Origin of the sequence: Streptomyces sp. NRRL B-24085, from assembly GCF_001282115.1 — a bacterium.
Classification (GTDB): Bacteria; Actinomycetota; Actinomycetes; order Streptomycetales; family Streptomycetaceae; genus Streptomyces.
On record NZ_LJBR01000237.1, the window covers coordinates 1 to 26,373 of the forward strand.

At 71.0% G+C, this 26,373-nt stretch carries 20 protein-coding genes and 5 tRNA genes; 15 read left to right on the plus strand and 10 right to left on the minus strand.

The genetic code is table 11. The features are described 5' to 3' along the window. The coding region (locus AOJ26_RS24620) for a WD40 repeat domain-containing protein (protein ID WP_053850536.1) at positions 1-2,594 on the plus strand (2,594 nt) is incomplete at its 5' end. Positions 2,595-2,609: 15 nt separating this feature from the next. On the opposite strand, the gene AOJ26_RS24625 is transcribed toward AOJ26_RS24620, so the two are convergent. Beyond that, on the minus strand, positions 2,610-3,164 hold the full coding sequence (locus AOJ26_RS24625) for a YceI family protein (RefSeq protein WP_053850537.1): 555 nt from the start codon (positions 3,162-3,164) through the stop codon (positions 2,610-2,612). 134 nt (positions 3,165-3,298) lie between these two features. Between AOJ26_RS24625 and AOJ26_RS24630 the strand changes: the two genes are divergently transcribed. The 3 genes from AOJ26_RS24630 (at position 3,299) to AOJ26_RS24640 (ending at position 7,631) form a co-directional block, all read left to right on the plus strand. Then, positions 3,299-5,635, plus strand: coding sequence for a polysaccharide lyase 8 family protein (locus tag AOJ26_RS24630; RefSeq protein WP_053850538.1), 2,337 nt, complete (start codon positions 3,299-3,301; stop codon positions 5,633-5,635). A gap of 151 nt (positions 5,636-5,786) precedes the next feature. Continuing rightward, entirely contained in the window at positions 5,787-7,382 is a 1,596-nt protein-coding gene (locus AOJ26_RS24635; RefSeq protein ID WP_053850539.1) for an acyl-CoA carboxylase subunit beta, read from the plus strand. 57 nt (positions 7,383-7,439) lie between these two features. Beyond that, entirely contained in the window at positions 7,440-7,631 is a 192-nt protein-coding gene (locus AOJ26_RS24640) for an acyl-CoA carboxylase subunit epsilon (protein WP_053850540.1), read from the plus strand. 149 nt (positions 7,632-7,780) lie between these two features. Here the strand turns inward: AOJ26_RS24640 and AOJ26_RS24645 are convergent, their stop codons facing one another. The 8 genes from AOJ26_RS24645 to AOJ26_RS24680 all read right to left on the minus strand — a co-directional run bounded on the left by AOJ26_RS24645 (position 7,781) and on the right by AOJ26_RS24680 (position 18,460). Beyond that, entirely contained in the window at positions 7,781-8,362 is a 582-nt protein-coding gene (locus tag AOJ26_RS24645; RefSeq protein WP_009314218.1) for a GTP-binding protein, read from the minus strand. Continuing rightward, positions 8,343-8,921, minus strand: a complete 579-nt coding sequence (locus AOJ26_RS24650; protein WP_053850541.1) for a DUF742 domain-containing protein — start codon at positions 8,919-8,921, stop codon at positions 8,343-8,345. The genes AOJ26_RS24645 and AOJ26_RS24650 overlap by 20 nt, the downstream gene beginning before the upstream one ends. Before the next feature lie 100 nt (positions 8,922-9,021). Continuing rightward, the gene (locus AOJ26_RS24655; protein ID WP_004983065.1) at positions 9,022-9,435 is read right to left on the minus strand and encodes a roadblock/LC7 domain-containing protein; all 414 of its coding nucleotides are present in this window, start codon (positions 9,433-9,435) and stop codon (positions 9,022-9,024) included. Positions 9,436-9,445: 10 nt separating this feature from the next. After that, entirely contained in the window at positions 9,446-12,724 is a 3,279-nt protein-coding gene (locus tag AOJ26_RS24660) for a nitrate- and nitrite sensing domain-containing protein (RefSeq protein ID WP_053850542.1), read from the minus strand. Between the two features lie 402 nt (positions 12,725-13,126). Further along, positions 13,127-13,702, minus strand: coding sequence for a GTP-binding protein (locus tag AOJ26_RS24665; protein WP_007384912.1), 576 nt, complete (start codon positions 13,700-13,702; stop codon positions 13,127-13,129). Continuing rightward, the gene (locus AOJ26_RS24670; RefSeq protein WP_003973454.1) at positions 13,683-14,081 is read right to left on the minus strand and encodes a DUF742 domain-containing protein; all 399 of its coding nucleotides are present in this window, start codon (positions 14,079-14,081) and stop codon (positions 13,683-13,685) included. Before AOJ26_RS24670 ends, AOJ26_RS24665 begins: the two co-directional genes overlap by 20 nt. 110 nt (positions 14,082-14,191) lie before the next feature. After that, complete coding sequence (locus AOJ26_RS24675; RefSeq protein WP_003993189.1) at positions 14,192-14,605, minus strand: roadblock/LC7 domain-containing protein; 414 nt, start codon at positions 14,603-14,605, stop codon at positions 14,192-14,194. A gap of 9 nt (positions 14,606-14,614) precedes the next feature. Beyond that, a complete protein-coding gene (locus tag AOJ26_RS24680) occupies positions 14,615-18,460 on the minus strand; it encodes a nitrate- and nitrite sensing domain-containing protein (RefSeq protein ID WP_053850543.1) in 3,846 nt (1,281 codons plus the stop codon). Positions 18,461-19,027: 567 nt separating this feature from the next. Here AOJ26_RS24680 and AOJ26_RS24685 point away from each other — a divergent pair. From AOJ26_RS24685 to AOJ26_RS24730, 10 genes are all read left to right on the plus strand, one after another. Beyond that, on the plus strand, positions 19,028-19,210 hold the full coding sequence (locus AOJ26_RS24685; RefSeq protein WP_053850544.1) for a hypothetical protein: 183 nt from the start codon (positions 19,028-19,030) through the stop codon (positions 19,208-19,210). 129 nt (positions 19,211-19,339) lie between these two features. Next, positions 19,340-20,125 (plus strand): fumarylacetoacetate hydrolase family protein, encoded by a 786-nt coding sequence (locus AOJ26_RS24690; protein WP_053850545.1) that lies wholly within the window; start codon positions 19,340-19,342, stop codon positions 20,123-20,125. Continuing rightward, positions 20,109-21,593: a glutamate--tRNA ligase gene (gltX, locus tag AOJ26_RS24695; RefSeq protein WP_078960016.1), complete on the plus strand. Its 1,485-nt coding sequence runs from the start codon at positions 20,109-20,111 to the stop codon at positions 21,591-21,593. Before AOJ26_RS24690 ends, gltX begins: the two co-directional genes overlap by 17 nt. 117 nt (positions 21,594-21,710) lie before the next feature. After that, positions 21,711-22,373, plus strand: coding sequence for a DUF4241 domain-containing protein (locus AOJ26_RS24700; protein WP_053850547.1), 663 nt, complete (start codon positions 21,711-21,713; stop codon positions 22,371-22,373). Positions 22,374-22,423: 50 nt separating this feature from the next. Beyond that, positions 22,424-23,155, plus strand: a complete 732-nt coding sequence (locus AOJ26_RS24705) for an HAD family hydrolase (RefSeq protein WP_053850548.1) — start codon at positions 22,424-22,426, stop codon at positions 23,153-23,155. Positions 23,156-23,247: 92 nt separating this feature from the next. Next, positions 23,248-23,319 (plus strand) — tRNA-Gln (locus tag AOJ26_RS24710). Positions 23,320-23,359: 40 nt separating this feature from the next. Further along, positions 23,360-23,432, plus strand: a tRNA-Glu gene (locus tag AOJ26_RS24715). 62 nt (positions 23,433-23,494) lie between these two features. Next, positions 23,495-23,567: transfer RNA gene (locus AOJ26_RS24720), tRNA-Glu, on the plus strand. 21 nt (positions 23,568-23,588) lie between these two features. After that, positions 23,589-23,660: transfer RNA gene (locus tag AOJ26_RS24725), tRNA-Gln, on the plus strand. 44 nt (positions 23,661-23,704) lie between these two features. Next, positions 23,705-23,780 (plus strand) — tRNA-Glu (locus tag AOJ26_RS24730). Positions 23,781-24,039: 259 nt separating this feature from the next. Here AOJ26_RS24730 and ndgR read toward each other — a convergent pair. Continuing rightward, entirely contained in the window at positions 24,040-24,756 is a 717-nt protein-coding gene (ndgR, locus tag AOJ26_RS24735; RefSeq protein ID WP_007384919.1) for an IclR family transcriptional regulator NdgR, read from the minus strand. A gap of 191 nt (positions 24,757-24,947) precedes the next feature. On the opposite strand from ndgR, the gene leuC reads away from it, so the two are divergent. Further along, the gene (gene leuC / locus AOJ26_RS24740; RefSeq protein WP_053850549.1) at positions 24,948-26,372 is read left to right on the plus strand and encodes a 3-isopropylmalate dehydratase large subunit; all 1,425 of its coding nucleotides are present in this window, start codon (positions 24,948-24,950) and stop codon (positions 26,370-26,372) included. Position 26,373 lies beyond the last annotated feature (1 nt).

Sequence of the window (26,373 nt, forward strand, 5' to 3'; positions counted from 1 at the left end):
GTGCCGTGGTCGAGGGTCACCAGCCGGCCACCCCCTCCGACGTCTCCCTCGTGCTGGACCGCCTGGCCCGTGCCCGGCTCGTGACCCTCGACCACGGCACCGTCGACCTCGCGCACGAGGCACTGATCACCGCCTGGCCCCGGCTGGCGGGCTGGATCGACGAGGAGCGCGAGCAGTTGCGGGTGCACCGCCGGCTGACCGAGGCGGCCCGCACCTGGGACGACCTCGGCCGCGACCCGGGCGCCCTGTACCGCGGCACCCGGCTGGCCACGGCGCGGGAGCAGTTGGCCGGGGCGTCGCTCACCCCGCAGGAGCGGGCCTTCCTCACGGCGAGCGGTGCCGCGCGCAGGAGCGAACTCCGCCGGCGCCGGGGACTGGTCGGCGCCCTCGCCACCCTCCTCGTGCTCGCGCTCGTCGCCGGGGCCGCCGCCTGGCAGCAGAACCGCACCAGCGACCGCCGCCGGGTGGAGGCCGAGGCCCGCCGGGTCGCCGCCGTCGCGGACGGCATGCGCTTCTCCGACCCGCGCACGGCGATGCGGCTCAGCGTGGCCGCCGCGCGGCTCGCCGACACCACGGAGACCCGGTCGGCACTGATCGGGGCGATGGCCCAGCGGGACGAGGACGTCTTCGCGGTACCGGGCGCGGACACCGGTTTCGACGGCTCGGGCAACGACGTGCACCGGCTGACGGCGGACGGCAGGTCCGTGGTGTCCGTGACGGCGGAGCGGGTCCGCATCTGGGACCTGCGCACGCGCCGGCTCACCCTGTCCGCGCCCGGCCCCGGCGAGCTGATGGACGGCGTACCGGCCGCCGTCGGCCCGGACGGCCGGACCCTCGCGCTGCTGGCCGGGGACCGTGTCGAGCTGTGGGACGTACGGTCCGCGCGGGTGACGCGGACGCTGCCCGGCGTGGACGCCATGCAGACCCCGTTCGACTTCACCGCGCGCTCACTCGTGGCCGTCGACTGGGGCGACGGCGGTGTCCGCGCCTACGACCCCCGCAGCGGACGCTCGACCCTGCGCGTCCCCGCACCCGACGGCGGTGTGGACGGTGTCGCCGCCAGCCCGGACGGCCGGTGGCTCGCCCTGTGCACGGGAGGCCGGGAACTGGAGCTCTGGGATCTCACGCACCGGCGGAAGGTCTCGGCCGCCTGGGTCGCCGAGGCGCGGCCCGCCGAATGCCGCGACCACGCGATGGACTTCAGCCCGGACAGCCGCACACTCACCGTCGCCGGCGAGGACGGGATCCACGGGTGGGACCTGCGCACCGGCCGCGCGGGCCCGACCTTCCGGGCCGACGGGCTGACGCAGGTGTGGCCCGGCGGTGACGGCACCTTCCTCGTGGGCACCGGACCGGACCGGCTCGTGGTGTGGCGGGCGGCCCATCCGCAGGTGGCCGTGGTGAGCCGGCGGATCGTCGCCGACGAGTGGGACGATGTGGTCCACGACCGGAGCGCGGGGGTGGTGCGCCATCTCGGCGGCTCCGGGACCGTCGTCCGTTCACTGGCCCTCGGCACCGCCGCGTCGGCTCGCTGGGAGCGGCCGACGGCGTACCGCGCGGAACTCTCCGACGACGGCCGCGTCCTGGCCCGCTCGGTGGAGACCGGCGGCGAGCGGCGCGTGCAGGTGCTGGACACCCGCAGCGGGCGGGTGGTCTTCGAGCCGCCGAGGCGGCCGTGTCCCGGCGCTGAGCCCTGCGCCGACCTCATGGCGCTCAGCGGCGACGGCATGCACCTGGCGATCGGCCGTGTCCCGGACGACCCGGGGGAGAGGGGAGCGCCGGACGTCACGGTGTGGGACCTCGGGACCCGGCGCGTCCGGGCCGCCGTGACCGTCGGCGTCGCCCAGGACGGCTCGCGCGCGGTGGACGGCCTCGCCCTCGACGAGCAGGGGCGCACCCTGCTGGTGTACCGGTCCGCGGAGCGCCCCGTCGTGGAGATGTGGGACGTGCGCCGGCAGAAGCGGGTGCGGACCGTGCGCAGCGGCCGGCCCGGTGACGTCGTCACCTCCGGGTCGGAGGGCGTGGGCCTGGCCCTGCGGGCCGACGGAGCCGGTCTGGTCACCCAGGAGGGGCTGGTCGCCGACCTGCGGACCGGGCGCATGGAGCCGCGCGTGCTCGGCGAGGACCTGGTCACCACCGCGGCCTTCGGGCCCGACGGTTCCCGCCTGGCCGTGGGGGACGTCCTGGGCCGGGTCACCCTCTGGGACGGGGCGGCGCGGGCACGTCTCGGTGTGCTGGACGGCACGACGTCCGACCCGGTGGCCGACGCCGCCGGCGCGGTGACCGCGCTCGCCTTCTCCGCCGACGGCCGTACGCTCGCGGTCGCGGGATCGGCCGGGGTTCTGCATCTGTGGGACCTGGCGTCCCAGCGGCTCCTCGGGACCGCCCTGCCCACCCCGGGCGACGAGATACGCGCCCTGGCGTTCGGCGCCGACGGCACGCTCTACGCCTCCGGCGTCCACGTCCCCGTCCAGCGGTACGACCTGGACCCGCGGCGACTGCTCACCGAGGTCTGCGAGCGCGCCGGTTCGGGCCTGTCCGAGGCCGTCTGGAAGACGTACCTCCCGGATGTCCCGTACCGGCGCACCTGCTGAGCCGCGGCGACAAGGTCACGCGTTGCGGATCGCGGAGATGTCGAAGCTGAGCTTGATCTTGTCGGAGATCAGGACGCCACCGGTCTCCAGGGCCGCGTTCCAGGTCAGGCCCCACTCGGAGCGCTTGATCTCGGCCTTGCCCTCGAAGCCGACGCGCTCGTTGCCGAAGGGGTCCTTGGCGGCGCCGTTGAACTCGAGGTCGATGGTGAGCGGCTTGGTGGTGCCGAGGATGGTGAGGTCACCGGTGATGCGGTAGTCCTCGTCGCCGAGCGCCTCCGCCTTGGTGGAGCGGAAGGTCATCGTCGGGAACTCCTCGATCTTGAAGAAGTCCGCGCTCTTGAGGTGCCCGTCACGGTCCTCGGAACCGGTGTCGATGCTGTCCATCTTGACGTCGATGGAGGCCGTCGACGCGGACGGGTCGCCGCCGTCCAGGTGCAGCGAGCCGCTGAAGTCGTTGAACTTGCCCTTGACGTTGGTGACCATGGCGTGCCGCACGGTGAAGCCGATGGTGGAGTGGGCGGCGTCGATCGTGTAGTCGCCGGTCAGTGCGGTCAGGTCGGTGTTCGCCATGACGGAACTCCCTTGAGTGAGGATGTTGAACGTTGAACCAGTCAACGCGAACGACCGTAGACCTATTCCATACAAGTTTCAACATCATCCGCGCAGTGTTGGCGTGATCCCCCCGCGGTGGTAGACGGCCCTGTATGAACCCGCAGCGCAGAGACCCCGTACGGCCCACCCGCAGAGCCGTCTTACTCGCGGCGGCACTCCTGGCCACCGCCACCGCCACCGCCGCCCCGCCCGCTCGCGCCGCGACGGCCGACCCCTACGACACCCTCCGCCGGCGCTGGCTCGACATCGCCCTCGGCACCGGTTACGACCCGGCGGCCGAGCCCTACGCCTCCCGCCTCGCCGAGACCGGCGAACTCGCCCGCGGCCACCAGGCCTCCATGGCCCCCGCGCCCGCCTCGCTCTGGCCCGGCCTGCCCTACGACCCTCCGTCCGGCATCACCCGCAGCTACAGCCGCCTGTGGACCATGACCCAGGCGTACGTCCAGCAGGGGACCGGTTCGACCGGCGACGAGACCCTCCTCGCGGACGTCCTGCGCGGTCTCGACCACCTCTCCGCCACCGTCTACAACCCCACCACCGCCCGCTACGGCAACTGGTGGGAATGGCAGATCGGCAGCCCCCGGCTCCTCATGGACGTCACGGCCGCCCTCCACGACCACCTCACGGACGGCCAGCGGGCCGCGGCCTGCGCAGCCGTCGACCACTTCATCCCCGACACCATGCTCACCGACTACTCCGGCACCTCCACCGGCGCCAACCGCGTCGACCTGTGCCGCTCCGTCGCCCTGCGCGGCGTCCTCGGCCGGGCCCCCGACCGGATCGCCCTCGCCCGCGACGCCCTCTCGCCGGTCTTCCCGTACGTCACCAAGGGCGACGGCCTCTACGCCGACGGCTCCTTCGTCCAGCACACCTGGGTCGCCTACTCCGGCACCTACGGCCAGGTCCTGCTCGACGGCCTCGGGCGCCTGTTCGCCCTGCTCGCCGGCTCCGCGTGGGAGGTGACCGACCCGAACCGGCAGACCGTCCTCGACAGCGTCGAGCGCGCCTACGCCCCGCTGATCCACGACGGGCTGGTGATGGACAGCGTCAACGGCCGCGCCATCAGCCGGGGGCACCTCAAGGGCGACGAGCGCCGGGTCCTGCGCGGCGACCACTACCACGGCCAGGGGATCATCGCCGCCGTCGCGCTGCTCGCGGGCGGGGCGGGCGAGGCGCAGCGCACCCGCTGGCACGGCCTGGTCAAGGGCTGGATCGAACGGGACACCGTGGCGCCGATCCTGACGGCACGCCAGTTCGGGGTGGCCGACCTCGCCCGGCTGCACGCGGTGGCCGCGTCCCCCGTCCCGGCCGCCCCCGAGCCCGTCGGGCACACCCTCTTCGCCGCCATGGACAGGGCCGTCCACCGCCGCCCGGGATTCGTCGCGAACATCGCCATGGCGAGCGACCGGATCGCCGCCTACGAATGCGGCAACGGCGAGAACCCGCGCGGCTGGCACACCGGCGCCGGAATGCTCTCCTGGTGGGCCGCCGACTCGGGCCAGTACACCGACTGGTACTGGCCGACCGTCGACTGGTACCGCCTCCCGGGGACGACCGTCTCCACCAGACGCCTTCCCGACCGGGCCGGCGGTGAATGGGGCGAGCCCAAACCGGACGTCCGCTGGGTCGGCGGCACCACCGACGGCGAGTACGCGGCGATCGGCCAGCACCTGAAGGGGCTGGAGTCGACGCTCCAGGCCCGCAAGTCGTGGTTCTGCGTCGCGGACGCCGTGATCTGCCTCGGCGCCGGCATCACCTGCGCCGACGGCGTCCCGGTCGAGACGGTCGTCGACAACCGCAACCTGGGGGAGGGCGGCACCCAGGCGTTCGCGCGAGGGCGGGGATGGGCGCATCTGGAGGGGCACGGAGGCTGGCTCGTCCCCGACGGCCTGCGCGTGCTCCGCGAGGACCGCACCGGCGCCTGGTCCGACATCAACACCTCCGGTACGACCGAGCGGCGCACCCGGCGCTGGCAGACCCTCTGGCTCGACCACGGCACCGACCCCGTGGACGCCTCCTACGCCTACGTCCTGATGCCCGGGGCCTCCCGCCGCACGGTCGCCGCCCGCGCCGCCGACCACCGCTGGCTGTCGGTCCTCGCCAACGACAGCGCGTGCCAGGCGGTCCGCGTCGACCGCTTGGGCCTGACCGCCGCGAACTTCTGGCGGGCCGGCACGGCGGGCCCGCTCACCGCGTCGGCGGGGGCGAGCGTGCTGGTCCGCCGCATCGGCCGTACCGCTACCCTCTGCGTCAGCGAACCACCCCGTTCGGGCGAACCGCTGGAGATCGTCTGGAACCGGCCCGTGCGCTCGGTCCTGCGGGCCGACGACACGGTCGAGGTGCTCGCCATCGGCCGCCTGCTGCACCTGCGGGTCACTCCGGGGATGGCATGCGCTTCTCACGAATGTGAGGTGGCTCTCACGCTCTGACTTTGTACGACCCCTACAAGCGGCAGGCCCCCTGAGCAGTCGGAACGCCTGCATGGTTCCAGGGTTCTGTTCGGTCGCACCAGGAAAACGGGCCGGAGACTGTGAGGAGTCGACGGCTCGCTTTTCTCGCGGGTCTTCGTAAGGTCGCTACATGACCGTTTTGGATGAGGCGCCGAGTGAGTCGACGGGCGAGCCGACGGACGCGCGCGGGCGGGTCGCCGAGCTGCACGAGATCCGTGCGACGGCCCTGGCCGGCCCCAGCGAGAAGGCGACCGAGGCGCAGCACGCCAAGGGCAAGCTGACCGCGCGGGAGCGCATCGAGCTGCTCCTCGACGCGGGTTCCTTCCAGGAGGTCGAGCAGCTCCGCCGGCACCGGGCGACAGGCTTCGGCCTGGAGGCCAAGAAGCCGTACACCGACGGTGTCATCACCGGCTGGGGCACCGTGGAGGGCCGTACGGTCTTCGTCTACGCCCACGACTTCCGCATCTTCGGCGGCGCCCTGGGCGAGGCCCACGCCACGAAGATCCACAAGATCATGGACATGGCCATCGCAGCCGGCGCGCCCCTGGTGTCGCTGAACGACGGCGCGGGCGCCCGTATCCAGGAGGGCGTCAGCGCCCTCGCCGGCTACGGCGGCATCTTCCAGCGCAACACCAAGGCCTCGGGTGTCATCCCGCAGATCTCGGTGATGCTCGGCCCGTGCGCCGGCGGCGCGGCCTACAGCCCCGCCCTCACCGACTTCGTCTTCATGGTCCGCGAGACCTCCCAGATGTTCATCACGGGACCGGACGTCGTGAAGGCGGTCACCGGCGAGGAGATCACCCAGAACGGCCTCGGCGGCGCCGACGTGCACGCCGAGACCTCCGGGGTCTGCCACTTCGCCTACGACGACGAGGAGACGTGCCTCGCCGAGGTGCGCTACCTGCTGTCGATGCTCCCGCAGAACAACCGGGAGAACCCGCCGCGCGTGGAGTCCTCCGACGCGGCCGACCGGCGCGGCGAGGTGCTCCTCGACCTGGTGCCCGCGGACGGCAACCGGCCGTACGACATGGCCAAGGTCATCGAGGAGATCGTCGACGACGGCGACTACCTGGAGGTCCACGAGCGCTGGGCCCGCAACATCATCTGCGCGCTGGCCCGTCTCGACGGCCAGGTGGTGGGCATCGTGGCCAACCAGCCCTCGACGCTCGCCGGTGTCCTGGACATCGAGGCATCGGAAAAAGCTGCGCGCTTTGTCCAGATGTGTGACGCTTTTAACATCCCGATCGTCACCTTCCTGGACGTCCCCGGGTTCCTCCCGGGTGTCGACCAGGAGCACGGCGGAATCATCCGGCACGGCGCGAAGCTGCTGTACGCCTACTGCAACGCCACCGTGCCGAGGATCTCCCTGATCCTGCGCAAGGCCTACGGAGGCGCCTACATCGTCATGGACAGCCAGTCCATCGGCGCGGACCTCACCTACGCCTGGCCGACGAACGAGATCGCGGTGATGGGTGCCGAAGGTGCCGCCAACGTCATCTTCCGGCGCCAGATCGCCGAGGCCGAGGACCCCGAGGCCATGCGGGCCCGCATGGTCAAGGAGTACAAGTCCGAGCTGATGCACCCCTACTACGCGGCCGAGCGCGGCCTGGTCGACGACGTCATCGACCCGACCGAGACCCGCGAGGTCCTGATCCGGTCCCTGGCGATGCTCCAGTCGAAGCACGCCGACCTGCCCTCCCGCAAGCACGGCAACCCCCCGCAGTAACCCCGCGGACCCTCCGCGACACCCTCGCGGAAACCTCTCTCACGGAGACTGTGACCTATGAGCACCCCTGACATCCGCGTCGAGAAGGGCCACGCCGAGCCCGAGGAAGTCGCCGCCATCACGGCGATCCTCCTGGCTCGCGCGGCGGCCGCCCCGTCGTCCGTCCCGGCCCACCGAGGCCGCCCCAGGGCCGGCTGGCGCCGCCTGGAGCGCGAGGGCGGCTTCCGCGCCCCGCACAGCTGGCACTGAGCCTGTACGACGCTTGAGGGCCCCTCTCCAAAGAGAGGGGCCCTCAAGCGTTTTTGTCTTTAGGGGCGCGGGGAACTGCGCGAGCAACCACAAGGCTGCCGCAGACGGCACACAACCGCCCGAGGCAGCCCGGTAGCCGCTAGAACCACCTACCGCAAGCGAGCCATCAACGCGTGCTCGACCAGCGTGATGAGAGCAGACTTCGCATCGGCCCGATGCCGCGCGTCCGTCGTGATGATCGGCGTGTCAGGACCGATCTGCAGCGCCTCCCGGACCTCGTCCGGGTTGTACGGCTGCTGGCCGTCGAAGCCGTTGAGGGCGATCACAAAAGGAAGCCCCGAGTTCTCGAAGTAGTCGACGGCCGGGAAGCAGTCGGCAAGGCGCCTCGTGTCGACGAGGACGATCGCACCGATGGCGCCGCGGACCAGGTCGTCCCACATGAACCAGAAGCGGTCCTGTCCGGGCGTACCGAAGAGGTACAGGATCAGGTCCTGGTCGAGCGTGATGCGGCCGAAGTCCATGGCGACCGTGGTGGTCGTCTTGTCCCCGGTGTGGGTGAGGTCGTCGATGCCGGCCGACGCGGACGTCATCACGGCCTCTGTGCGCAGCGGGTTGATCTCCGAAACGGCCCCGACGAACGTGGTCTTGCCCACGCCGAAGCCACCCGCCACCACGATCTTCGCCGAGGTGGTGGAGCGGGAAGGACCGCCGCTAGAGCTTGCGAAGTCCACTGAGCACCCTTTCGAGCAGTGTCACGTCTGGCTGGCCGCCGGCGTTCTCGTCGCCGCCGGGCTGATGGATGGCGACCAGGCCCGCCTCCGCCAAGTCGGCGACGAGGATCCTGGCCACGCCGAGAGGGATCGTCAGGAGCGCCGAGATCTCGGCCACCGACTTGATCTCACGGCAGAGGTTGCAGATCCGCTGATGCTCGGGCAACTGGCCCTGCATCTGGTGCGGCTGCGCGGTGGTGTGCACCAGCGCCTCGATGGCGAGCTGGTAGCGCGGGCGAGTCCGGCCGCCGGTCATGGCGTACGGACGCACCAAGGGGTTGTTGGACGCCCCGGCGGGCGCCGGCTCGGAGCGCCGCTGCGGCTGCACGGGCTGGATGCGCGGGGCCGGCGGCTGGTCGTACGGCGACGGCCCGGGGCCCTGGGGCGTGTACGGCTGCTGGGGCCGCTGGCTCGGTGCGGAGGGGAAGTTGTAGCGGTTCGGGTTCTGGGAACCGTCGTTCTGACCCTGGCCAGGGCCGTACGACCAATTGCCAGATGAACCACCTGGGGGTGTTGCCACTTTCTCTCCTCCTCCGACTGTGCCAGGCACCCATCACTCTGTGTGGAGCCGCGTCCCGAAACCTTACGGCCCCGGGACGCCAAAACGCACCGTCTGTCTGTCAGTTGAGCAGGCTGCCCTGGAGCTCCGCACGCAGATCGGGCGTCAGAACCGTACCGGCACGGTCCACCAGGAGAGCCATCTCGTACCCGATGAGGCCGATGTCCGCCTCCGGGTGTGCGAGAACCGCGAGCGACGAACCGTCGGAGATGGACATGATGAACAGGAATCCCCGCTCCATCTCCACAACGGTCTGGTTCACGCTGCCGCCCTCGAAGATCCGCGAGGCACCCGCGGTCAGCGAGGTCAGACCGGAGGCGACGGCCGCCAACTGGTCGGCACGGTCGCGCGGAAAGCCTTCGGACATCGCCAGAAGGAGTCCGTCGGCGGAGACCACCACCGTGTGGGACACCCCCGGGGTGTTGTCCACGAAGTTGGTGATCAACCAGTTCAGGTTCTGCGCCGCCTGGCTCATCGGGCTCACACTAACGCTCCTGGTTGTAGGTGCTGTCAGGACCGAAGCCCTGGCCGTTCGTTTCACTGCCTGCGTTGCGGCCCCGCTGGACACCGCGGCGCAGGTTGCTCAGCCTGCCCCGGACGTCCTCGGGGGCGCGGGAGACCTGTGGGCCTCCCTGGTGGGTGGCTTCGGCGGCTCCCTCGACCAGGTTGGCCTTGGGGACCCGCCGCGGCAGGCCGGAGGAGGTGACCCCGCCCGCCTTGGGCTTCCGGAGCTGGGAGGCCTGCTGCCACCGCGCGTCGTTGGCCGAACGCCAGATGTCGCCGCCGCCGTTGCTCTCCGGCGCCGATGCCGACGGCTCCTGGTTCGCGTTCCGCGTGCCGTTCGAGCCGCTCCCGGTGGAGCCACGGCGGGGGAGCCCGGCGTCGGTCAGCTCGTGACCCACGGAGGCGGGGGCCGGCCCCGGACGGTCGAAGCCTACGCGGTCACGCTCACTCACGTCAGCGGCCTGTACGGATTCCGCTTCCGGAGCGTACTGGTCCGGGTAGCCGCCCCGGTAACCGTCCGACTGCGGCCAGTCATCCTGGTAGCGGCGCTCCTCGAAGCCCGAGAAGGTCTCCGGGGCGGCGGCGTGCACCGCCGCGGGCTCCTCCTGGACCGGCTCCGCATAGGAGGGCTCCGGGTAGCCGCCGCCCTGCGAGAACGTGTCGTTCTGCGGCAGGCCGCCGTTCTGCGCGAAGTACGGCTCCTCGTACGCCGGACGGTTCGGCTCCTCGTACGCCGTCTGCCGCTGCTCCTCGTACGGAGCCTGCTGCGCCTCCTCGTACGGCGTCTGCTGGTCGTACGCGGCCGGCTGCTGCTCGGCATAGCCGTTGCGGCCGTTGTCGTAGCCGTTCTGCTGGGCGCCGGAGGAGGCGTCGAACCCGTCGCCGTACGACGGCTCAGGGCCCTGCAGGGCGGCCGGCTGGTCCTGGTTCTGGGACTCCAGGGCCGCGCGCCGCTCCTCGCGCATCAGGGAGCGGCCGACCGGGTCCAGCTCGCGTATGTCGTCCGGGACCTCGGAGTAGCGGCTGTCGTCGAAGCCGAGCTCCGCGGCCGTACGCATGGGCAGACCGTTGTTGAAGTCCTCGCCCTGGTACTGCTGCTCCGGCATGATCTGCGAGACGGTGAACTCGTCGCCGCCCGGCTGCTGCTCGCCACCGCCACCATGGGTGATCGCGTCGGGCAGCATGACCAGCGAGGTGGTGCCGGCCTGCTCGCCCGAGGGGCGGAGCTGGACTCGGATGCCGTGCCGGTCGGACAGCCGGCCGACCACGAACAGACCCATGCGCTGCGAGATCGCGGCGTCCACGGTCGGCGGGTTGGCCAGCTTGTGGTTGATGTCCGCGAAGTCCTCGGCGGTCAGGCCGATGCCCTTGTCGTGGATCTCGATCATGATGCGGCCGTCGGGCAGCCGGGTCGCGGTGACGCGGACCTTGGTCTGCGGCGAGGAGAACGTCGTGGCGTTCTCCAGGAGCTCGGCGAGCAGGTGCACGAGGTCGGTGACCGCGCGGCCGTGGATCTCGGCCTCCGGGACGCCGGACAGCTCGATGCGCTCGTACTGCTCCACCTCGGAGGAGGCGGCGCGCAGCACGTCGACCAGCGGGACCGGCTGGTCCCAGCGGCGGCCGGGCTCCTCGCCGGCGAGGACCAGGAGGTTCTCGCCGTTGCGGCGCATACGGGTCGCGAGGTGGTCCAGGCGGAAGAGGTTCTCCAGCTGGTCCGGGTCCGCCTCGTTGTTCTCCAGGTCGGTGATCAGGGTGAGCTGGCCCTCGATCAGCGACTGGTTGCGGCGGGACAGGTTGGTGAAGATCGCGTTGATGTTGCCCCGCAGCAGGGCCTGCTCGGAGGCGAGCCGGACGGCCTCGCGGTGGACCTGGTCGAAGGCGCGGGCGACCTCGCCGATCTCGTCCTTGGTGGTGATCGGGATCGGCGCGACCCGGGTGTCGACCCGGCCCGGGTCGGTGCGCGAGAGCTGGTCGACCAGCATCGGCAGGCGCTGCTCGGCGATGCCGAAGGCGGCGTTGCGGAGCTGGCGCATGGAGCGGGACATCTGCCGGGCGACCGCGCCGGCCAGGATGAACGCGAGGAGCAGGGCCACCACGACGGCGGCACCCACGATGAACGCGTCACGCTTGGCGCTGTCGGCGATGCTCGCGGCCTCGTTCACCGCGGTGTCGGCGAGATCGGTCTCGATCTGGCGGTAGGCGTTGTACTTGAGGGTGTTGACCGCCCACCAGTTCTCCGCGGTGACGCCGTCCTTGCCGAGCGCCTGACGGGCGCTCTCGTCCATCGACGGGAGCTGCGCGATGCTCGCGACCATCTCCGTCGGGTTGGACGGCGGCGGGACGTAGTCGGGGTTCTTGGCGGCGGCCTCCTTGGCCAGCGCCGCGCCCTCCGTCTGGATCTGCTTCTTCGCGGTGTCGAGCTTGGCCGCGTCGGCCTCGGTGCCACCGCCGACGTACTCCTCGACGGCGATGCCCTCCAGGTACGCGTACGAGGACAGGGCGACCTTCTGGCTGGCGAAGCTGCTCAGCCCGGGGCCCGGCTTGATCAGCAGGTGCATGCCGATGGAGCGCTGGAGCGACAGCGCCGCCTTGGTGAGCTCGATGGCGTAGACGGTACGGCCGTAGCTGGTGATGTTTCCGGTGCCGAGACCGAGCTCGTTGGCGAACTCGGTCAGCGGGTGCGCGACCTGGGTGTAGCCCTCCTCGGTCTTCACCCCGGTCAGCTTGGAGGAGGTGTAGGCGCCGGCGCGCAGCGTCTGGAGGTTTCCCTCGCCGTCCCGGAACAGCTTGAGGCGGCGCTCCAGGCCCGCCTTCTGCGGCATGTTCTGGGCGGCCTCGTCGAAGACGTCCGCGGCCTCGTCGGTCTTCTTGCGGGCGGCGACGACCGTGGCGTTGTCCTGCCCCTGGCCGCTGAGCAGCGGGGCGGCGGTGCTGTCACGCTCGTTGTAGAGGGCGTCGGCGTAGCTGAGAGCGGCCCGCACCAGACGCGCGGTGCTCTCCGCGTCCTCGGCCTCCCGCCAGGTGTCGATCGAGCTCTTGACCTGGAAGCCGCCCATGACGAGGCCGACGATCACGGGTATGAGCAGGATCGCGTTCAGCCGGGTGGGCACCCGCCAGTTGCGCGGGGAGAACCGGCCGCCGCTGGACGGCGGCGCGGCCGTCGGCTCGGGACCGGGCACAGGGGCGGGCGCCGCTCCGCGCGGCGGCGGGGTGAAGTTGCCCCGGGCCGACGGCTCGGGACCGTTCTTGCTTCGCCTCACTCGACCAACAACCTCTCGGAGGGGTCGGCACCTACGTTGTGCCGCAGTCTCTCAGAGCCCAGTACGTCATCGACTAGTGAGTACGTCTTTGACTATTGGGCAGTTCAGGCATTCCAGCACGACGGCCAGCGCACCTCCAAACAGTGGTACGCGGGGATTCCGCGTGATGTAAGCCCCAGATAAAACGGTCATAAAGAGCGAGCCCCGTCAAATGACGGGGCTGTTGTGCGCGCAGCGAGACCGGTTGGCAACCACGCGTGGCCGTACCACCCGATTCCTCTGCCGAAACGTTATGAACACCGGGGCCGACCGTGTCCAAGGCCACAGCCGGCTCCGGGACATCTACGACAACTGCCGTATGACGCTTTTGATTTGGGAGCTGGTCGACATGTCTTCGGGGCGTTACCGCAGACGTGCCATGAGGGCGTGCTCGACCAGGGTGATCAGGGCACTCTTGGCGTCCGACCGGTGCCGGGCGTCCGTCGTGATGATCGGTGCGTCCGGCCCGATCTGCAGGGCCTCGCGCACCTCCTCGGGAGCGTACGGCTGGTGCCCGTCGAAGCCGTTGAGGGCCACGACGAAGGGCAGGCCGCTGTTCTCGAAGTAGTCGACCGCCGGGAAGCAGTCGGCAAGGCGCCGGGTGTCGACCAGGACGACCGCGCCGATGGCGCCGCGGACCAGGTCGTCCCACATGAACCAGAAGCGGTCCTGTCCGGGCGTACCGAAGAGGTACAGGATCAGGTCCTGGTCGAGCGTGATGCGGCCGAAGTCCATGGCGACCGTGGTGGTCGTCTTGTCCCCGGTGTGGGTGAGGTCGTCGATGCCCGCGCTCGCGGACGTCATCACGGCCTCCGTGCGCAGCGGGTTGATCTCGGAGACCGCGCCGACGAACGTGGTCTTGCCCACGCCGAAGCCGCCCGCCACCACGATCTTCGCGGAGGTGGTGGCCCGCCCCGCGTCAGAGCTTGCGAAGTCCACTGAGCACCCTTTCGAGCAGCGTCACATCGGGAGCGCCGCCGTTGTTCTCGTCGCCGCCCGGCTGGTGGATGGCCACCAGGCCGGCCTCGGCGAGGTCCGCGACGAGGATCCTGGCCACCCCGAGCGGCATGGCGAGCAGTGCCGAGACCTCGGCGACCGACTTCACCTCACGGCACAGGTGGCAGATGCGCTGGTGCTCGGGGAGGAGCCCCATCAGTGCCGCCGGGTCGGCCGTGGTGCTGATCAGGGCCTCGATGGCGAGCTGGTAGCGCGGCCGGGTCCGGCCGCCGGTCATCGCGTACGGACGTACCAGCGGCTGGTCGCCCTCATCCTCGTACGGCTCCGCGTACGGATCATGAGAGGCGGTGGGCGGGGTCATGAATCCTCCGGGCGGGACAGCAAGTCGATCTGGCTAGCCGTCTGGTGGGGCCGGTGGGGGGATTGTGGCGGCCGGACGGTGATTTGGTGAGACGGGTGGATCCGGTCGGGTCAGTGGAGCAGACTGCCTTGCAGCTCGGCTCGCAGATCGGGCGTGAGCACTGCTCCCGCACGGTCGACGAGCAGTGCCATCTCGTAGCCGACGAGGCCGATGTCGCATTCCGGGTGCGCGAGGACCGCGAGCGAGGAACCGTCCGAGACGGACATGAGGAAGAGGAATCCCCGCTCCATCTCCACGACGGTCTGGGCCACGCTGCCGCCCTCGAAGATCCGTGAGGCGCCCGCCGTGAGCGAGGTCAGCCCCGACGCGACGGCCGCCAGCTGGTCGGCACGGTCGCGCGGGAAGCCCTCGGACATCGCCAGCAGAAGGCCGTCGGCGGACACGACGACGGTGTGGGACACCCCTGGGGTGTTGTCCACGAAGTTGGTGATCAACCAGTTGAGGTTCTGTGCCGCCTGGCTCATCGGGCTCAACTAACGCTCCTGCTGGTGAGTGGGGTTCGGGAAACTGCCCGTCTGGCCGTTGCCGCCGACCTGACGACCTTGCGCGATACCCCGACGGAGATTGGTCAGCCGGCCGCGCACGTCGTCAGGCGCACGCGAGACAGCCGGACCGCTTTGGTGCTGTTGCTGCTGAGCCGTGCCCGGGACGAGGTTCGCCCGGGGCACCCGGCGCGGCAGACCGGAGGTGGTGACACCGCCCGCGGCCGGCTGCCGGACGCGCTCCGCCTGCCGGACGAGGTCGTCGTTCGGCGAGCTGCGCCAGGCCGCGGAGGCCGCGGGACGCTGGGGGGCCGCCGGAGCCTGCTGCTGCCGCGGGGCCTGCGCGGGGGAGGAGGCGCCGCCGTTGGCCGGCTGCCCCTGTCCCTGCTGCTGGCCGCCGTGGAACCAGTTGGTCTCCAACGTGTCGTACAGCGGCGTACGGCCGTCTCCGGGACCCGCGGGCGGGAGCGCCTCGGGCTCCGGGCGGACCTGCCGCTGCTGCTGGGGCCGCGGCGGCATGGGCGGCCGCGGGGCACCGAAGTCGGCGCCGTTGGTCTGGGGGCGCTCGAACTGGCCCGTGGAGGACGGGTCCTGACGGCCCGGCAGGGAGTGCTGTCCGGTGGAGCCGCTGTCGTAGCCCGGCGTCGGGAACTGGCCCGTCGAGCCGTTGTCGTACGCCTGCGGAGCCGCGAACTGCCCGGTCTGCGAGCCGTTGTTCGCGGGTTGGGCGCCGAAGATGTCCGAGCGGACGAACTGGCCCGTGTTCTGCGGGTCGTTGGCGCCGGGGCGCGGGAACTCACCGGTGTCCTGGGGACCGTTGGAGCCCGGCCGCGGGAACTGGCCGGTGTTCTGCGGGCCGACCGCACCCGGAGGGGGGAAGTCGCCCTGCGGGCCGTTCGCACCCGGCCGCGGGTACTGGCCGGTGCTCTGCGGGGCGTCGAAGTCCGGGCGGGGGAACTCGGAGGTGCTCGCCGGGCCCTGGTGGTCCTCGATCCGCGGCATGCGCGAGGTGGCGGCGGGGTCCTGCTCGTCGTGGCCGCGGGGGACGTCGAGAGAGGCGCGCGGCACCGGCGGCTGCGCGTTCTCGTCGCTCCAGCTCGGCGTGCGGGGCTGCTGGTTGCCGCCGGGCAGCTCGGCCCGCGCACCGCCGCGGCCCGGCAGCTGCGGCCGACGGCGCCGGCCCTGCTGCTGCTCGGGGGCCTGGCCCTGGTTCGGGGCCTGCGCCTGCGGGGGTACGGAACCCCGGCCGCCGAAGGCGTCCTGGCCGCCGCCGAAAGCGTCCTGACCGCTGAAGGCGTCCTGGCCCGGACCGCCCGTGCCCGCCGCCTGGAGGCCCTGCGGGGCACCCGGCGCCTGGCCGCCGAAGCCGGCACCGGCCGGAGCGGGCCGGCCCTGCGGGGCAGTGCCCGGACCCTGCGGTCCACGCGGTCCGCCCGGCGCACCGGGGCGACCGCCCTGGCCACCGCTGCCGGGCAGCGCGGCCCGCGCTCCCTGACCGGCGTTGAGCCGTCCGCCCGAGGGGGCACCGGCGCCGAGGGCGCCGCCGCCCGGACCACCGGGCGCACCGCCGAGGGGGCCGCCGCCCTGGCCGTTGCCCCCCCGACGGGCCGCGGCCACACCGGCTGCGGCCTGGGCCGCGGCGGGGGCGCCGGGGGCACCCTGGCCGGGCTTGGGCTGGGGCTTCTTGCCGCCCTGGGCGACATCGACGGGCAGCATGACCAGCGCGGTCGTACCACCGGAGTCGGACGGGCGGAGCTGGATGCGGATGCCATGGCGCTGGGACAGCCGGCCGACCACGAACAGGCCCATGCGGCGGGAGACGGAGACGTCCACGGTGGGCGGCGAGGCGAGCCGCTCGTTGATCGCGGCGAGGTCCTCGGGGGAGAGGCCGATGCCGGTGTCGTGGATCTCGATCAGGACGCGGCCGTCGGGCAGCGCGTGACCGGTGACCTTGACCTTGGTCTGCGGCGAGGAGAACGAGGTCGCGTTCTCCAGCAGCTCGGCGAGCAGGTGCACGAGGTCGTTGACCACGCGGCCGGCCACTTCGGTGGTCGGCACGGCGGCCAGCTCGATGCGCTCGTACTGCTCCACCTCGGACGCGGCGGCGCGGAGCACGTCGACCAGCGGGACCGGACGGGTCCAGCGGCGGCCGGGCTCCTCACCCGCGAGGACGAGGAGGTTCTCACCGTTACGGCGCATACGCGTCGCGAGGTGGTCGAGCTTGAAGAGCGAGGAGAGCTGGTCCGGGTCGGCCTCGCGGGACTCCAGTTCGGAGATGAGCGAGAGCTGACGCTGGATGAGGCCCTGGGAGCGGCGCGAGAGGTTGGTGAACATCGCGTTGACGTTGCCCCGCAGCAGGGCCTGCTCGGCGGCGAGGCGGACGGCCTCGCGGTGCACGTCGTCGAAGGCCGCGGCCACGCGGCCGATCTCGTCCCGGGAGTGCACACCGACCGACTCCACGGACGTGTCGACGTCCTGCGGGTCGGACTCGGAGAGCTGCTTGACCAGCTCGGGCAGCCGGTCCTGGGCGACCTTGGTGGCGGTCTCCTGGAGGCGGCGCAGCGAGCGGATCATGGACCGGGCGACGACGAAGGCGCCGACCAGGGAGACACCCAGCACGATCAGGATCAGCGCACCGGCGATGATGGCGTCGCGCTCGGTGGCGCTGCGCAGCTCGCGGGCCTTCTGCTCCATGTCCTCGAGCAGCGTGTGCTCGATGCGGCCCATCTCCTGGATCTTGGTCGAGCTGTCGTCGACCCAGTCCTTGTAGGAGCGGCGGTCCAGGTCGGCGAGGCCCTCGGGGCGGCCGAAGGCACGGCCCGCGTACTGGTCCGCGGCCTCGATGGTCGAGCTGCCGTTCTCGATGGGCTTGAGGAGTTCCTCGGCGCCGTCGTCGCCGTAGATGCTCCGGAAGCTGTTGAGGTCGGACTCCTCGCTCTCCAGGGCGCCCTGGGCGTACAGCCGGTCGTTCTCGCTGAGGTCGCCGAGGGTCGTCTTGTTGGCCGGCAGGGCCGCGGCGAGGATCGCGCGCTGGACCGACGCGTACTCCTTGGCGGAGGAGAAGGCCGCCAGGGCGCGGGTGCGCTGGATCATGTCCGGGTTGCTGGTGGCCTCGGCCATGTCCTGGGAGAGGTCCAGCAGGTGGGTGATCAGGCGGTGGTAGGACTCCACCGTCTGGGTGGCGTTGCCCTGGGTCTCGTAGGCGTCGCTGCGGATCTTGCTGAGCGTGTCCAGGTCGCGGACCAGGCCGACGAGGCTGTCGCGGACGCCCTGGAGGTTGCCGTCCTTGCTGGAGGTGTCGATGTCCTCCGCGGCGGCGATGAAGTTCGTCGCGGCCCGGTCCGTCTTGTTCCGGTAGCCCTTGACCGTGATGTTGCTCGCCGTGGAGTTGTGCGCCAGCGGGCCGGCCGACTGGTCGCGCTCCTCCTGGAGGGCGGCGGCCAGCTCGGTGGCCTGCTTGGTCATCTCCGTCAGCAGCTTCATGTTGTCGAGCTGCTGGATGTCGTCCATGGAGTCGTTGATGCGCAGCGCGCCCAGCGAGGTGGCCGCCACGACGGGGAGCGCGAGCAGCGACACCAGGCGCGTGGAGATGCGCCAGTTGCGCAGGGCTATGCGCGACCCCGGGCCGCTCGGGCCCTTCGGGGGCTTCACCGTCGGCACGGCCGCCGGGCCCGGGGACGCCGACGTGCCGAGGCGCGCGGTGCCGGAGCCGCCGTCGCCCGACGGGCCCGGGTTCTGGGCGTGCTGGGCGGAGGAACTGCCGACATTGGGGCCAGTCCCGCCGTGCCGCTCCGGCTCGGCCGAAGCGCTGCCATCCCTCTTGAAACGTCCCTGCACTAGCGTCGCAACCTCTGGACCAGGCGCTCCTCCGCAGGACGGCGGAGCACGGTGTCGGCGTTGTGGGGAGCGCCCTGAATACGCACCCCGGGTGGTCGTGAGTGACCGGCGCTGGCTCCCCCTTGCTCACCGCCGCTCGGCGCTTCTCAGCGCCCCCTGTGCGCCGGTTCGATCCCGCGGCGGTCCGTGGAATTCCAGCACAGTGCAGGATCTCCAACAAGGTCCGTGGGTCAGACCGTGACCTACGTGACACCACGTGAGGGCCGGGTCACCGGGCGTGGAATGCGTTCTCGGTGATAACGGACATAAACCCGCGAGTCTCCCCGCGGGGGTGAGTGTCCCAGTCGCCATGATCAGGAGCGGAATGATGGCTTCAGGGAGTCAATGTCCGTTTCGTTGGGGTGAGTTGGGACTGGGGATTGTCCGTTTTGCCCCTACGTAAGTGAGCAAACTCACACGCCGATCATGGGGTCTTCGCGAGTTCGGAGGGGAATGGCATGTTTAGCCTGACGCTTTACAAGAAGGCTCCATCTGCCCAACCCACCACATCCGAGGTCGAGTACAACCGTGAAGACGACGATGATGTTCCGCAACATTGCCAACCCGCGGCGCACGACGCTGGCGCACCTCGAGGACGCCGACGCCCTGCAGATCCCGGAGCAGCCGGAGCACCCGCTCGACCTCCCCGCCCAGACCGCCAACCCCCGGCGCACGGTCCTGATGGAGATCCCGGCCTCCGCGGCCAAGTAACCGTATCGCGCCCGGATCACCGCCCTCCGGGCAGGTGACCCGGGCGTATTGCGCGAGGCGCCGCCCCCTCCCCGCGTTAGCCTGGAGCGTCAGTCTCCAGCCGGCCGAGTAGAGGGGCGCCCAGATCCCGTGCGCATCGCCAGATTCTCCATCGACGGGAACGTCGCCTTCGGCGCGGTCGAGGGCGACAGGCCGGACGAGCTCGTCCTCGACATCATCAAGGGCATCCCGTTCACGGACTTCGAGCTCTCCGGTACGAAGGTCCCGCTGAGCAAGGTCAGGCTGCTGCCGCCGGTGCTCCCCAACAAGGTCGTGGCGTACGGCCGCAACTACGCCGACCACGCGAAGGAACTGGGCAACGAGGTCCCGGACGTCCCGTTCGCCTTCTTCAAGCCGTCCACCTCGGTGATCGGCCACGGCGACGAGATCCAGTACCCGTCCTTCTCCGCGGACGTCCACCACGAGGCCGAGCTGGCCGTCGTCATCGGCCGCCTGTGCCGCGAGGTCCCGCGCGAGCGCGTCAAGGACGTGATCTTCGGCTACACCTGCGCGAACGACATCACCGCCCGGGACGTCCAGAAACGCGAGAAGCAGTGGGCGCGGGCCAAGGGCTTCGACACCTCCTGCCCGCTGGGCCCCTGGGTGGAGACCGGCATGGACCTGGAGACGGCCTCCGACCTGACGGTCCAGCTCACCGTCAACGGCGAACAACGCCAGCTCGGCCGCACCAGCGAGATGATCCACCCGATCGAGGATCTGATCGTCAACATCTCCGAGGCCATGACGCTGCTCCCCGGCGACGTGATCCTCACGGGCACCCCGGCAGGCGTCGGGCCGCTCACCGTCGGCGACGAGGTCGCCGTCACCATCGAAGGCATCGGCACTCTCACCAACAAGGTTGTCAAGCGTGGCTAGCGCACCCGTCCGCGTACGTTTCTGCCCCTCGCCCACCGGTAACCCCCATGTGGGCCTGGTCCGCACCGCCCTGTTCAACTGGGCCTTCGCCCGGCACCACCAGGGCACCCTGGTCTTCCGCATCGAGGACACCGACGCGGCCCGCGACTCGGAGGAGTCGTACCAGCAGCTCCTCGACTCGATGCGCTGGCTGGGCTTCGACTGGGACGAGGGCCCCGAGGTCGGCGGCCCGCACGCGCCGTACCGCCAGTCGCAGCGCATGGACCTCTACAAGGACGTCGCCGCCAAGCTCCTGGACGCCGGGTACGCGTACCACTGCTACTGCTCCCAGGAGGAGCTGGACACCCGCCGCGAGGCCGCCCGCGCCGCCGGCAAGCCGTCCGGCTACGACGGCCACTGCCGCGACCTGAGCGCCGAGCAGGTGGCGGAGTACCAGGCCCAGGGCCGTACGCCCATCGTCCGCTTCCGCATGCCCGACGAGACGATCACCTTCACGGACCTGGTCCGCGGCGAGCTGACCTTCACCCCGGAGAACGTCCCGGACTACGGGATCGTACGAGCCAACGGGGCGCCCCTGTACACGCTCGTGAACCCGGTCGACGACGCGCTGATGGAGATCACGCACGTCCTGCGCGGCGAGGACCTGCTCTCCTCCACCCCGCGCCAGATCGCCCTGTACAAGGCGCTGATCGAGCTCGGCGTCGCGAAGACCGTGCCCGCCTTCGGCCACCTGCCGTACGTGATGGGCGAGGGCAACAAGAAGCTCTCCAAGCGCGACCCGCAGGCCTCGCTCAACCTCTACCGCGAGCGCGGCTTCCTCCCCGAGGGCCTGCTCAACTACCTGTCCCTGCTCGGCTGGTCGCTCTCCGCGGACAAGGACGTCTTCGGCACCGACGAGCTGGTCGCGGCCTTCGACATCGCGGACGTGAACCCCAACCCGGCCCGCTTCGACCTGAAGAAGTGCGAGGCGATCAACGCCGACCACATCCGGATGCTGGACGTGAAGGACTTCACGGAGCGCTGCGCCCCGTGGCTCAGGGCCCCCTTCGCCCCCTGGGCGCCAGAGGACTTCGACGAGACGAAGTGGCAGGCGATCGCCCCGCACGCCCAGACCCGCCTCAAGGTCCTCTCGGAGATCACCGACAACGTCGACTTCCTGTTCCTGCCCGAGCCGGTCTTCGACGAGCCCTCCTGGACGAAGGCGATGAAGGAGGGCTCCGACGCCCTGCTGCGCACCGCCCGCGAGAAGCTGGAGTCGGCGGACTGGACGTCGCCGGAGTCGCTCAAGGAGGCCGTCCTGGCCGCCGGTGAGACCCACGGCCTCAAGCTCGGCAAGGCCCAGGCCCCGGTCCGTGTCGCCGTCACCGGCCGCACGGTCGGCCTGCCCCTCTTCGAGTCCCTGGAGATCCTGGGCAAGGAGACGACGCTGGCGAGGATCGACGCCGCGCTGGCGAAGCTCGCCGCGTAGGGCACACGCGCGTGAGGGGCGGCATCCGGACTCCGGGTGCCGCCCCTCACGCGTCGCCGTCAGTGCTGCGCACTAGTGTTCCGGCTCGTCCGCACAAGATCCGGAAGGGCACCTGACATGCCGATGTCCCCTCGCGACTACACCTGGCTGTTCACGCCGGGCAGCACCTTCGCCCACGAGTCCGGAACCACCGGAGTGATCCACGTGGCCCCGGGAGGGGAGCTCGACCTGCCCACCGGGCGGGTCGTCGCCTGCGACCCGTTCGTCTACCTCGGCTCCGGGGACGTCGAGCCGTTCACGGTCTCCGTGACCCCCGGCCGCTACCGCGTGGAGGCGGCCGTCGCGACCCTCAGCCGGCCCGGCGAGCCCCCGGCCGGCGAGCCCCACCTGAGGGTGGCCGCCGCCCGCCTCGTCATCCGCGACGAGCCCACCACGGGCTGGGAGTTGGCGCTGCTCCCCGGGCAGGACCCGGCGGAGCTCAAGGAGGACGAGTTCTTCGGCTACGGCGTGGACGCCGGCACCGGCTGCTTCTACGACGCCGCGGCGGAGGAGGCCTTCCCGGAGGCACAGGAGGACGAGGGCCCGCTGTGGGACGCCTTCGAGGACAGTGACTGGTCGGGCGGCCCGCACCTGGTCACCTCGCCCTCCACCGGTCACACCCTCGCCGCCTTCACCTCCGGCTGGGGCGACGGCTTCTACCCCACCTGGATCGGGCGGTCCGCCTCCGGCGAGGTCACCTGCTTCCTGACGGACTTCTTCGTGGCGCCCGACCCCTCCTGAGGCACCGCGAACGCCGGACGTGCCCGGGGGTGCCGGGTTACCGTCGGATCATGAGCATTCGGGCCGTGGTCTGGGACGTGGACGACACCCTCTTCGACTACACGGGGGCCGACCGCGCCGGAATGCGCCTGCATCTGACGGCCGAGGGGCTGCTGGAGGCGTACGGGAGCGTCGAGCAGGCCATCGCGCGCTGGCGGGCGATCACCGACACCCAGTGGGCTCGGTTCTCGGCGGGCGAGGTCGACTTCCAGGGGCAGCGGCGGGACCGGGTGCGGGCGTTCCTCGGCGCGGAGCTGACCGACGCGGAGGCCGACGCCTGGTTCCAGCGGTACGTCGCGCACTACGAGACCGCCTGGGCCCTCTTCCCGGACGTGCTGCCCGTCCTCGACGCCCTCGCCGCCAGCCACCGGCACGCGGTGCTGTCCAACTCCAGCATCCACGTCCAGGACCACAAACTGCGCGTCCTCGGCGTCCACGACCGCTTCGAGGTCATCCTGTGCGCCGCCGAGCTGGGTGTCTCCAAGCCCGAGGCCGGCGCCTTCCTCGCGGCCTGCGAGGCCCTGGAACTGGCCCCGCACCAGGTGGCGTACGTCGGCGACCACCCGGAGATCGACGGCCGGGGCGCCGCGGACGCCGGACTGCTCTCGGTCTGGATCGCCCGCGAGGGCCCGTACGCGACCATCGAGGCACCCGACGGCACTCACCGCATCGCCTCCCTCGCCGAACTCCCCGCGATCCTCGGCGCCGATACCCGTTTTGGAGCCCCGTCCACCTTCGGGTAATGTTCTTCCTGCGCCGCCGGAGAGCGGGCCGAAAGGCCGGGAACCGGAGGAGCAGAACTAGAACAAGATCCCCGTAGGGGCTTGCGTTCCAGTGGCCTATGGTGTAATTGGCAGCACGACTGATTCTGGTTCAGTTAGTCTTGGTTCGAGTCCAGGTAGGCCAGCTCGCAGAGCTCATCTGCAGGCGGAGATCAACTCCGCGAAGCCCCCGTTGTGTAGCGGCCTAGCACGCTGCCCTCTCAAGGCAGTAGCGCCGGTTCGAATCCGGTCGGGGGTACAGATCCTTCCCGGAGGGTCAGTCAGGGTCGCACCCACTGACTCTCATGCAGGATCGCTAGGGCCCCCGTTGTGTAGCGGCCTAGCACGCCGCCCTCTCAAGGCGGTAGCGCCGGTTCGAATCCGGTCGGGGGTACGGAACTGGTCTAAACCACATTGGTCTATGGTGTAATTGGCAGCACGACTGATTCTGGTTCAGTTAGTCTTGGTTCGAGTCCAGGTAGACCAGCTCGGACCTGCGGCGATGCAGTACTGAACGCCAGCAGGCTCCACGCCCCCGTTGTGTAGCGGCCTAGCACGCCGCCCTCTCAAGGCGGTAGCGCCGGTTCGAATCCGGTCGGGGGTACCACATGAAGGCCCTTCGCTTCGGCGGAGGGCCTTCGTCGTGTCCCCGGGCTCAGGGAGGCCCGCTTGTCGGGTCAGGAGCATGTGACCCACTCAGGGGCGCGGGGAACTGCGCGATCAGCCCCGGCCGGCCGTCGGTCGACCGACTCGCCGTCGTGGCCGGTCGCGCAGTTCCCCGCGCCCCCGAGAAGGCCGGACAATCCCTTGTCGATCCAAAGACCTGCCGCGGCGTTGAGGCCGGACTTCGGATCGACAGGGTGCCCTCAACCGGTACGGCGAAGTGCCTCGGAGAGGCGGGCGGCGGCGTCGATGACCGCCTGGGCGTGCATACGGCCCGGGTGGCGGGTCAGACGCTCGATGGGGCCGGAGACCGAGACGGCGGCCACCACGCGGTTGGAGGGGCCGCGCACGGGCGCGGAGACGGACGCGACGCCCGGCTCGCGCTCCCCGATGGACTGGGCCCAGCCGCGACGCCGTACGCCCGACAGGGCCGTCGCCGTGAAGCGGGCGCCCTGGAGGCCGCGGTGCAGGCGCTCCGGCTCCTCCCAGGCCATCAGGATCTGCGCCGAGGAGCCCGCCTTCATGGTGAGCGTCGAGCCGACCGGGACCGTGTCACGCAGACCCGACAGACGCTCCGCCGCGGCGACGCAGATGCGCATGTCGCCCTGGCGGCGGTAGAGCTGGGCGCTCTCGCCGGTGATGTCCCGCAGGTGCGTGAGCACCGGGCCGGCCGTCGCGAGGAGACGGTCCTCGCCGGCGGCCGCGGCCAGCTCGGCGAGGCGCGGGCCGAGGATGAAACGGCCCTGCATGTCACGTGCCACCATGCGGTGGTGTTCCAGAGCCACGGCCAGCCGGTGGGCCGTGGGTCGTGCCAGTCCGGTGGCCGCGACCAGTCCTGCGAGGGTGGCGGGTCCGGACTCCAGAGCGCTCAGAACAAGGGCTGCCTTGTCCAGAACGCCGACGCCGCTACTGTTGTCCATGAAACGATACTCACGTCTCACTCTGTGAAACGCAAGTTCCTTTTTCCGTGAGACGCGCAACCCTTGTAGGCACAGCGGCCCGCGGACCACCGGGCCAGGCGGCGGGTGCCCGGGAACAGGGGCCCAGGGCGTCGCCTCCACGAGATCTTCTAGTTGGGTCGGCGCGGCTCTGGCCGACCGGAGGGAAAGCGATGGGTAGGACACTCGCGGAGAAGGTCTGGGACGACCATGTCGTCCGGCGCGCCGAGGGCGAGCCCGACCTCCTCTACATCGATCTGCACCTGCTGCACGAGGTGACCAGCCCGCAGGCCTTCGACGGTCTGCGCAAGAGCGGTCGCCAGGTGCGCCGGCTCGACCTGACCATCGCCACCGAGGACCACAACACCCCGACCCTCGACATCGACAAGCCGATCGCCGACCCGGTCTCCCGCGTCCAGTTGGAGACGCTGCGCAAGAACGCCGCCGAGTTCGGGGTGCGCCTGCACCCGCTGGGCGACGTCGAGCAGGGTGTCGTGCACGTCGTCGGCCCGCAGCTCGGTCTCACCCAGCCCGGCATGACCGTGGTGTGCGGCGACTCCCACACCTCCACGCACGGCGCCTTCGGCGGTCTGGCCTTCGGCATCGGCACCTCCCAGGTCGAGCACGTGCTGGCCACCCAGACGCTGCCGCTGGTCCGTCCGAAGACCATGGCCATCACGGTCAACGGCGAACTGCCCGACGGCGTCACCGCCAAGGACCTGATCCTGGCGATCATCGCCAGGATCGGCACCGGCGGCGGCCAGGGATACGTCCTGGAGTACCGCGGCTCCGCCATCGAGAAGCTCTCGATGGAGGCCCGCATGACCATCTGCAACATGTCGATCGAGGCCGGTGCCCGCGCGGGCATGATCGCCCCCGACCAGACCACCTTCGACTACCTCGAAGGCCGCCCGCACGCCCCCAAGGGCGAGGACTGGGACGCGGCCGTCGCGTACTGGAAGACGCTGAAGACGGACGAGGACGCCGAGTTCGACGCCGAGGTCGTCATCGAGGCCGCCGAGCTGTCGCCGTTCGTCACCTGGGGCACCAACCCGGGCCAGGGCGCCCCGCTTTCGGCGAGCGTCCCCGATCCCGCTTCGTACGAAGACGCTTCGGAGCGCCTCGCCGCCGAAAAGGCCCTGGAGTACATGGGGTTGGAGGCCGGCCAGCCGCTGCGCTCCATCAAGGTGGACACCGTCTTCGTAGGTTCGTGCACCAACGGTCGCATCGAGGACCTGCGCGCGGCCGCCGAGCTCGTCAAGGGCCGCAAAGTCGCCGACGGCGTACGGATGCTGGTCGTCCCGGGCTCCGCGCGGGTGGGTCTGCAGGCCGTCTCCGAGGGTCTGGACGTGGTCTTCAAGGAGGCCGGCGCCGAATGGCGGCACGCGGGCTGCTCGATGTGCCTCGGCATGAACCCGGACCAGCTGGCCCCCGGTGAGCGCTCCGCGTCCACCTCCAACCGCAACTTCGAGGGCCGGCAGGGCAAGGGCGGTCGTACGCACCTGGTGTCGCCGCAGGTCGCGGCCGCGACCGCTGTGCTGGGCCACCTGGCTTCGCCCGCCGACCTGTCCGACGCCCCTGTCGCCGCTGGAGTCTGAG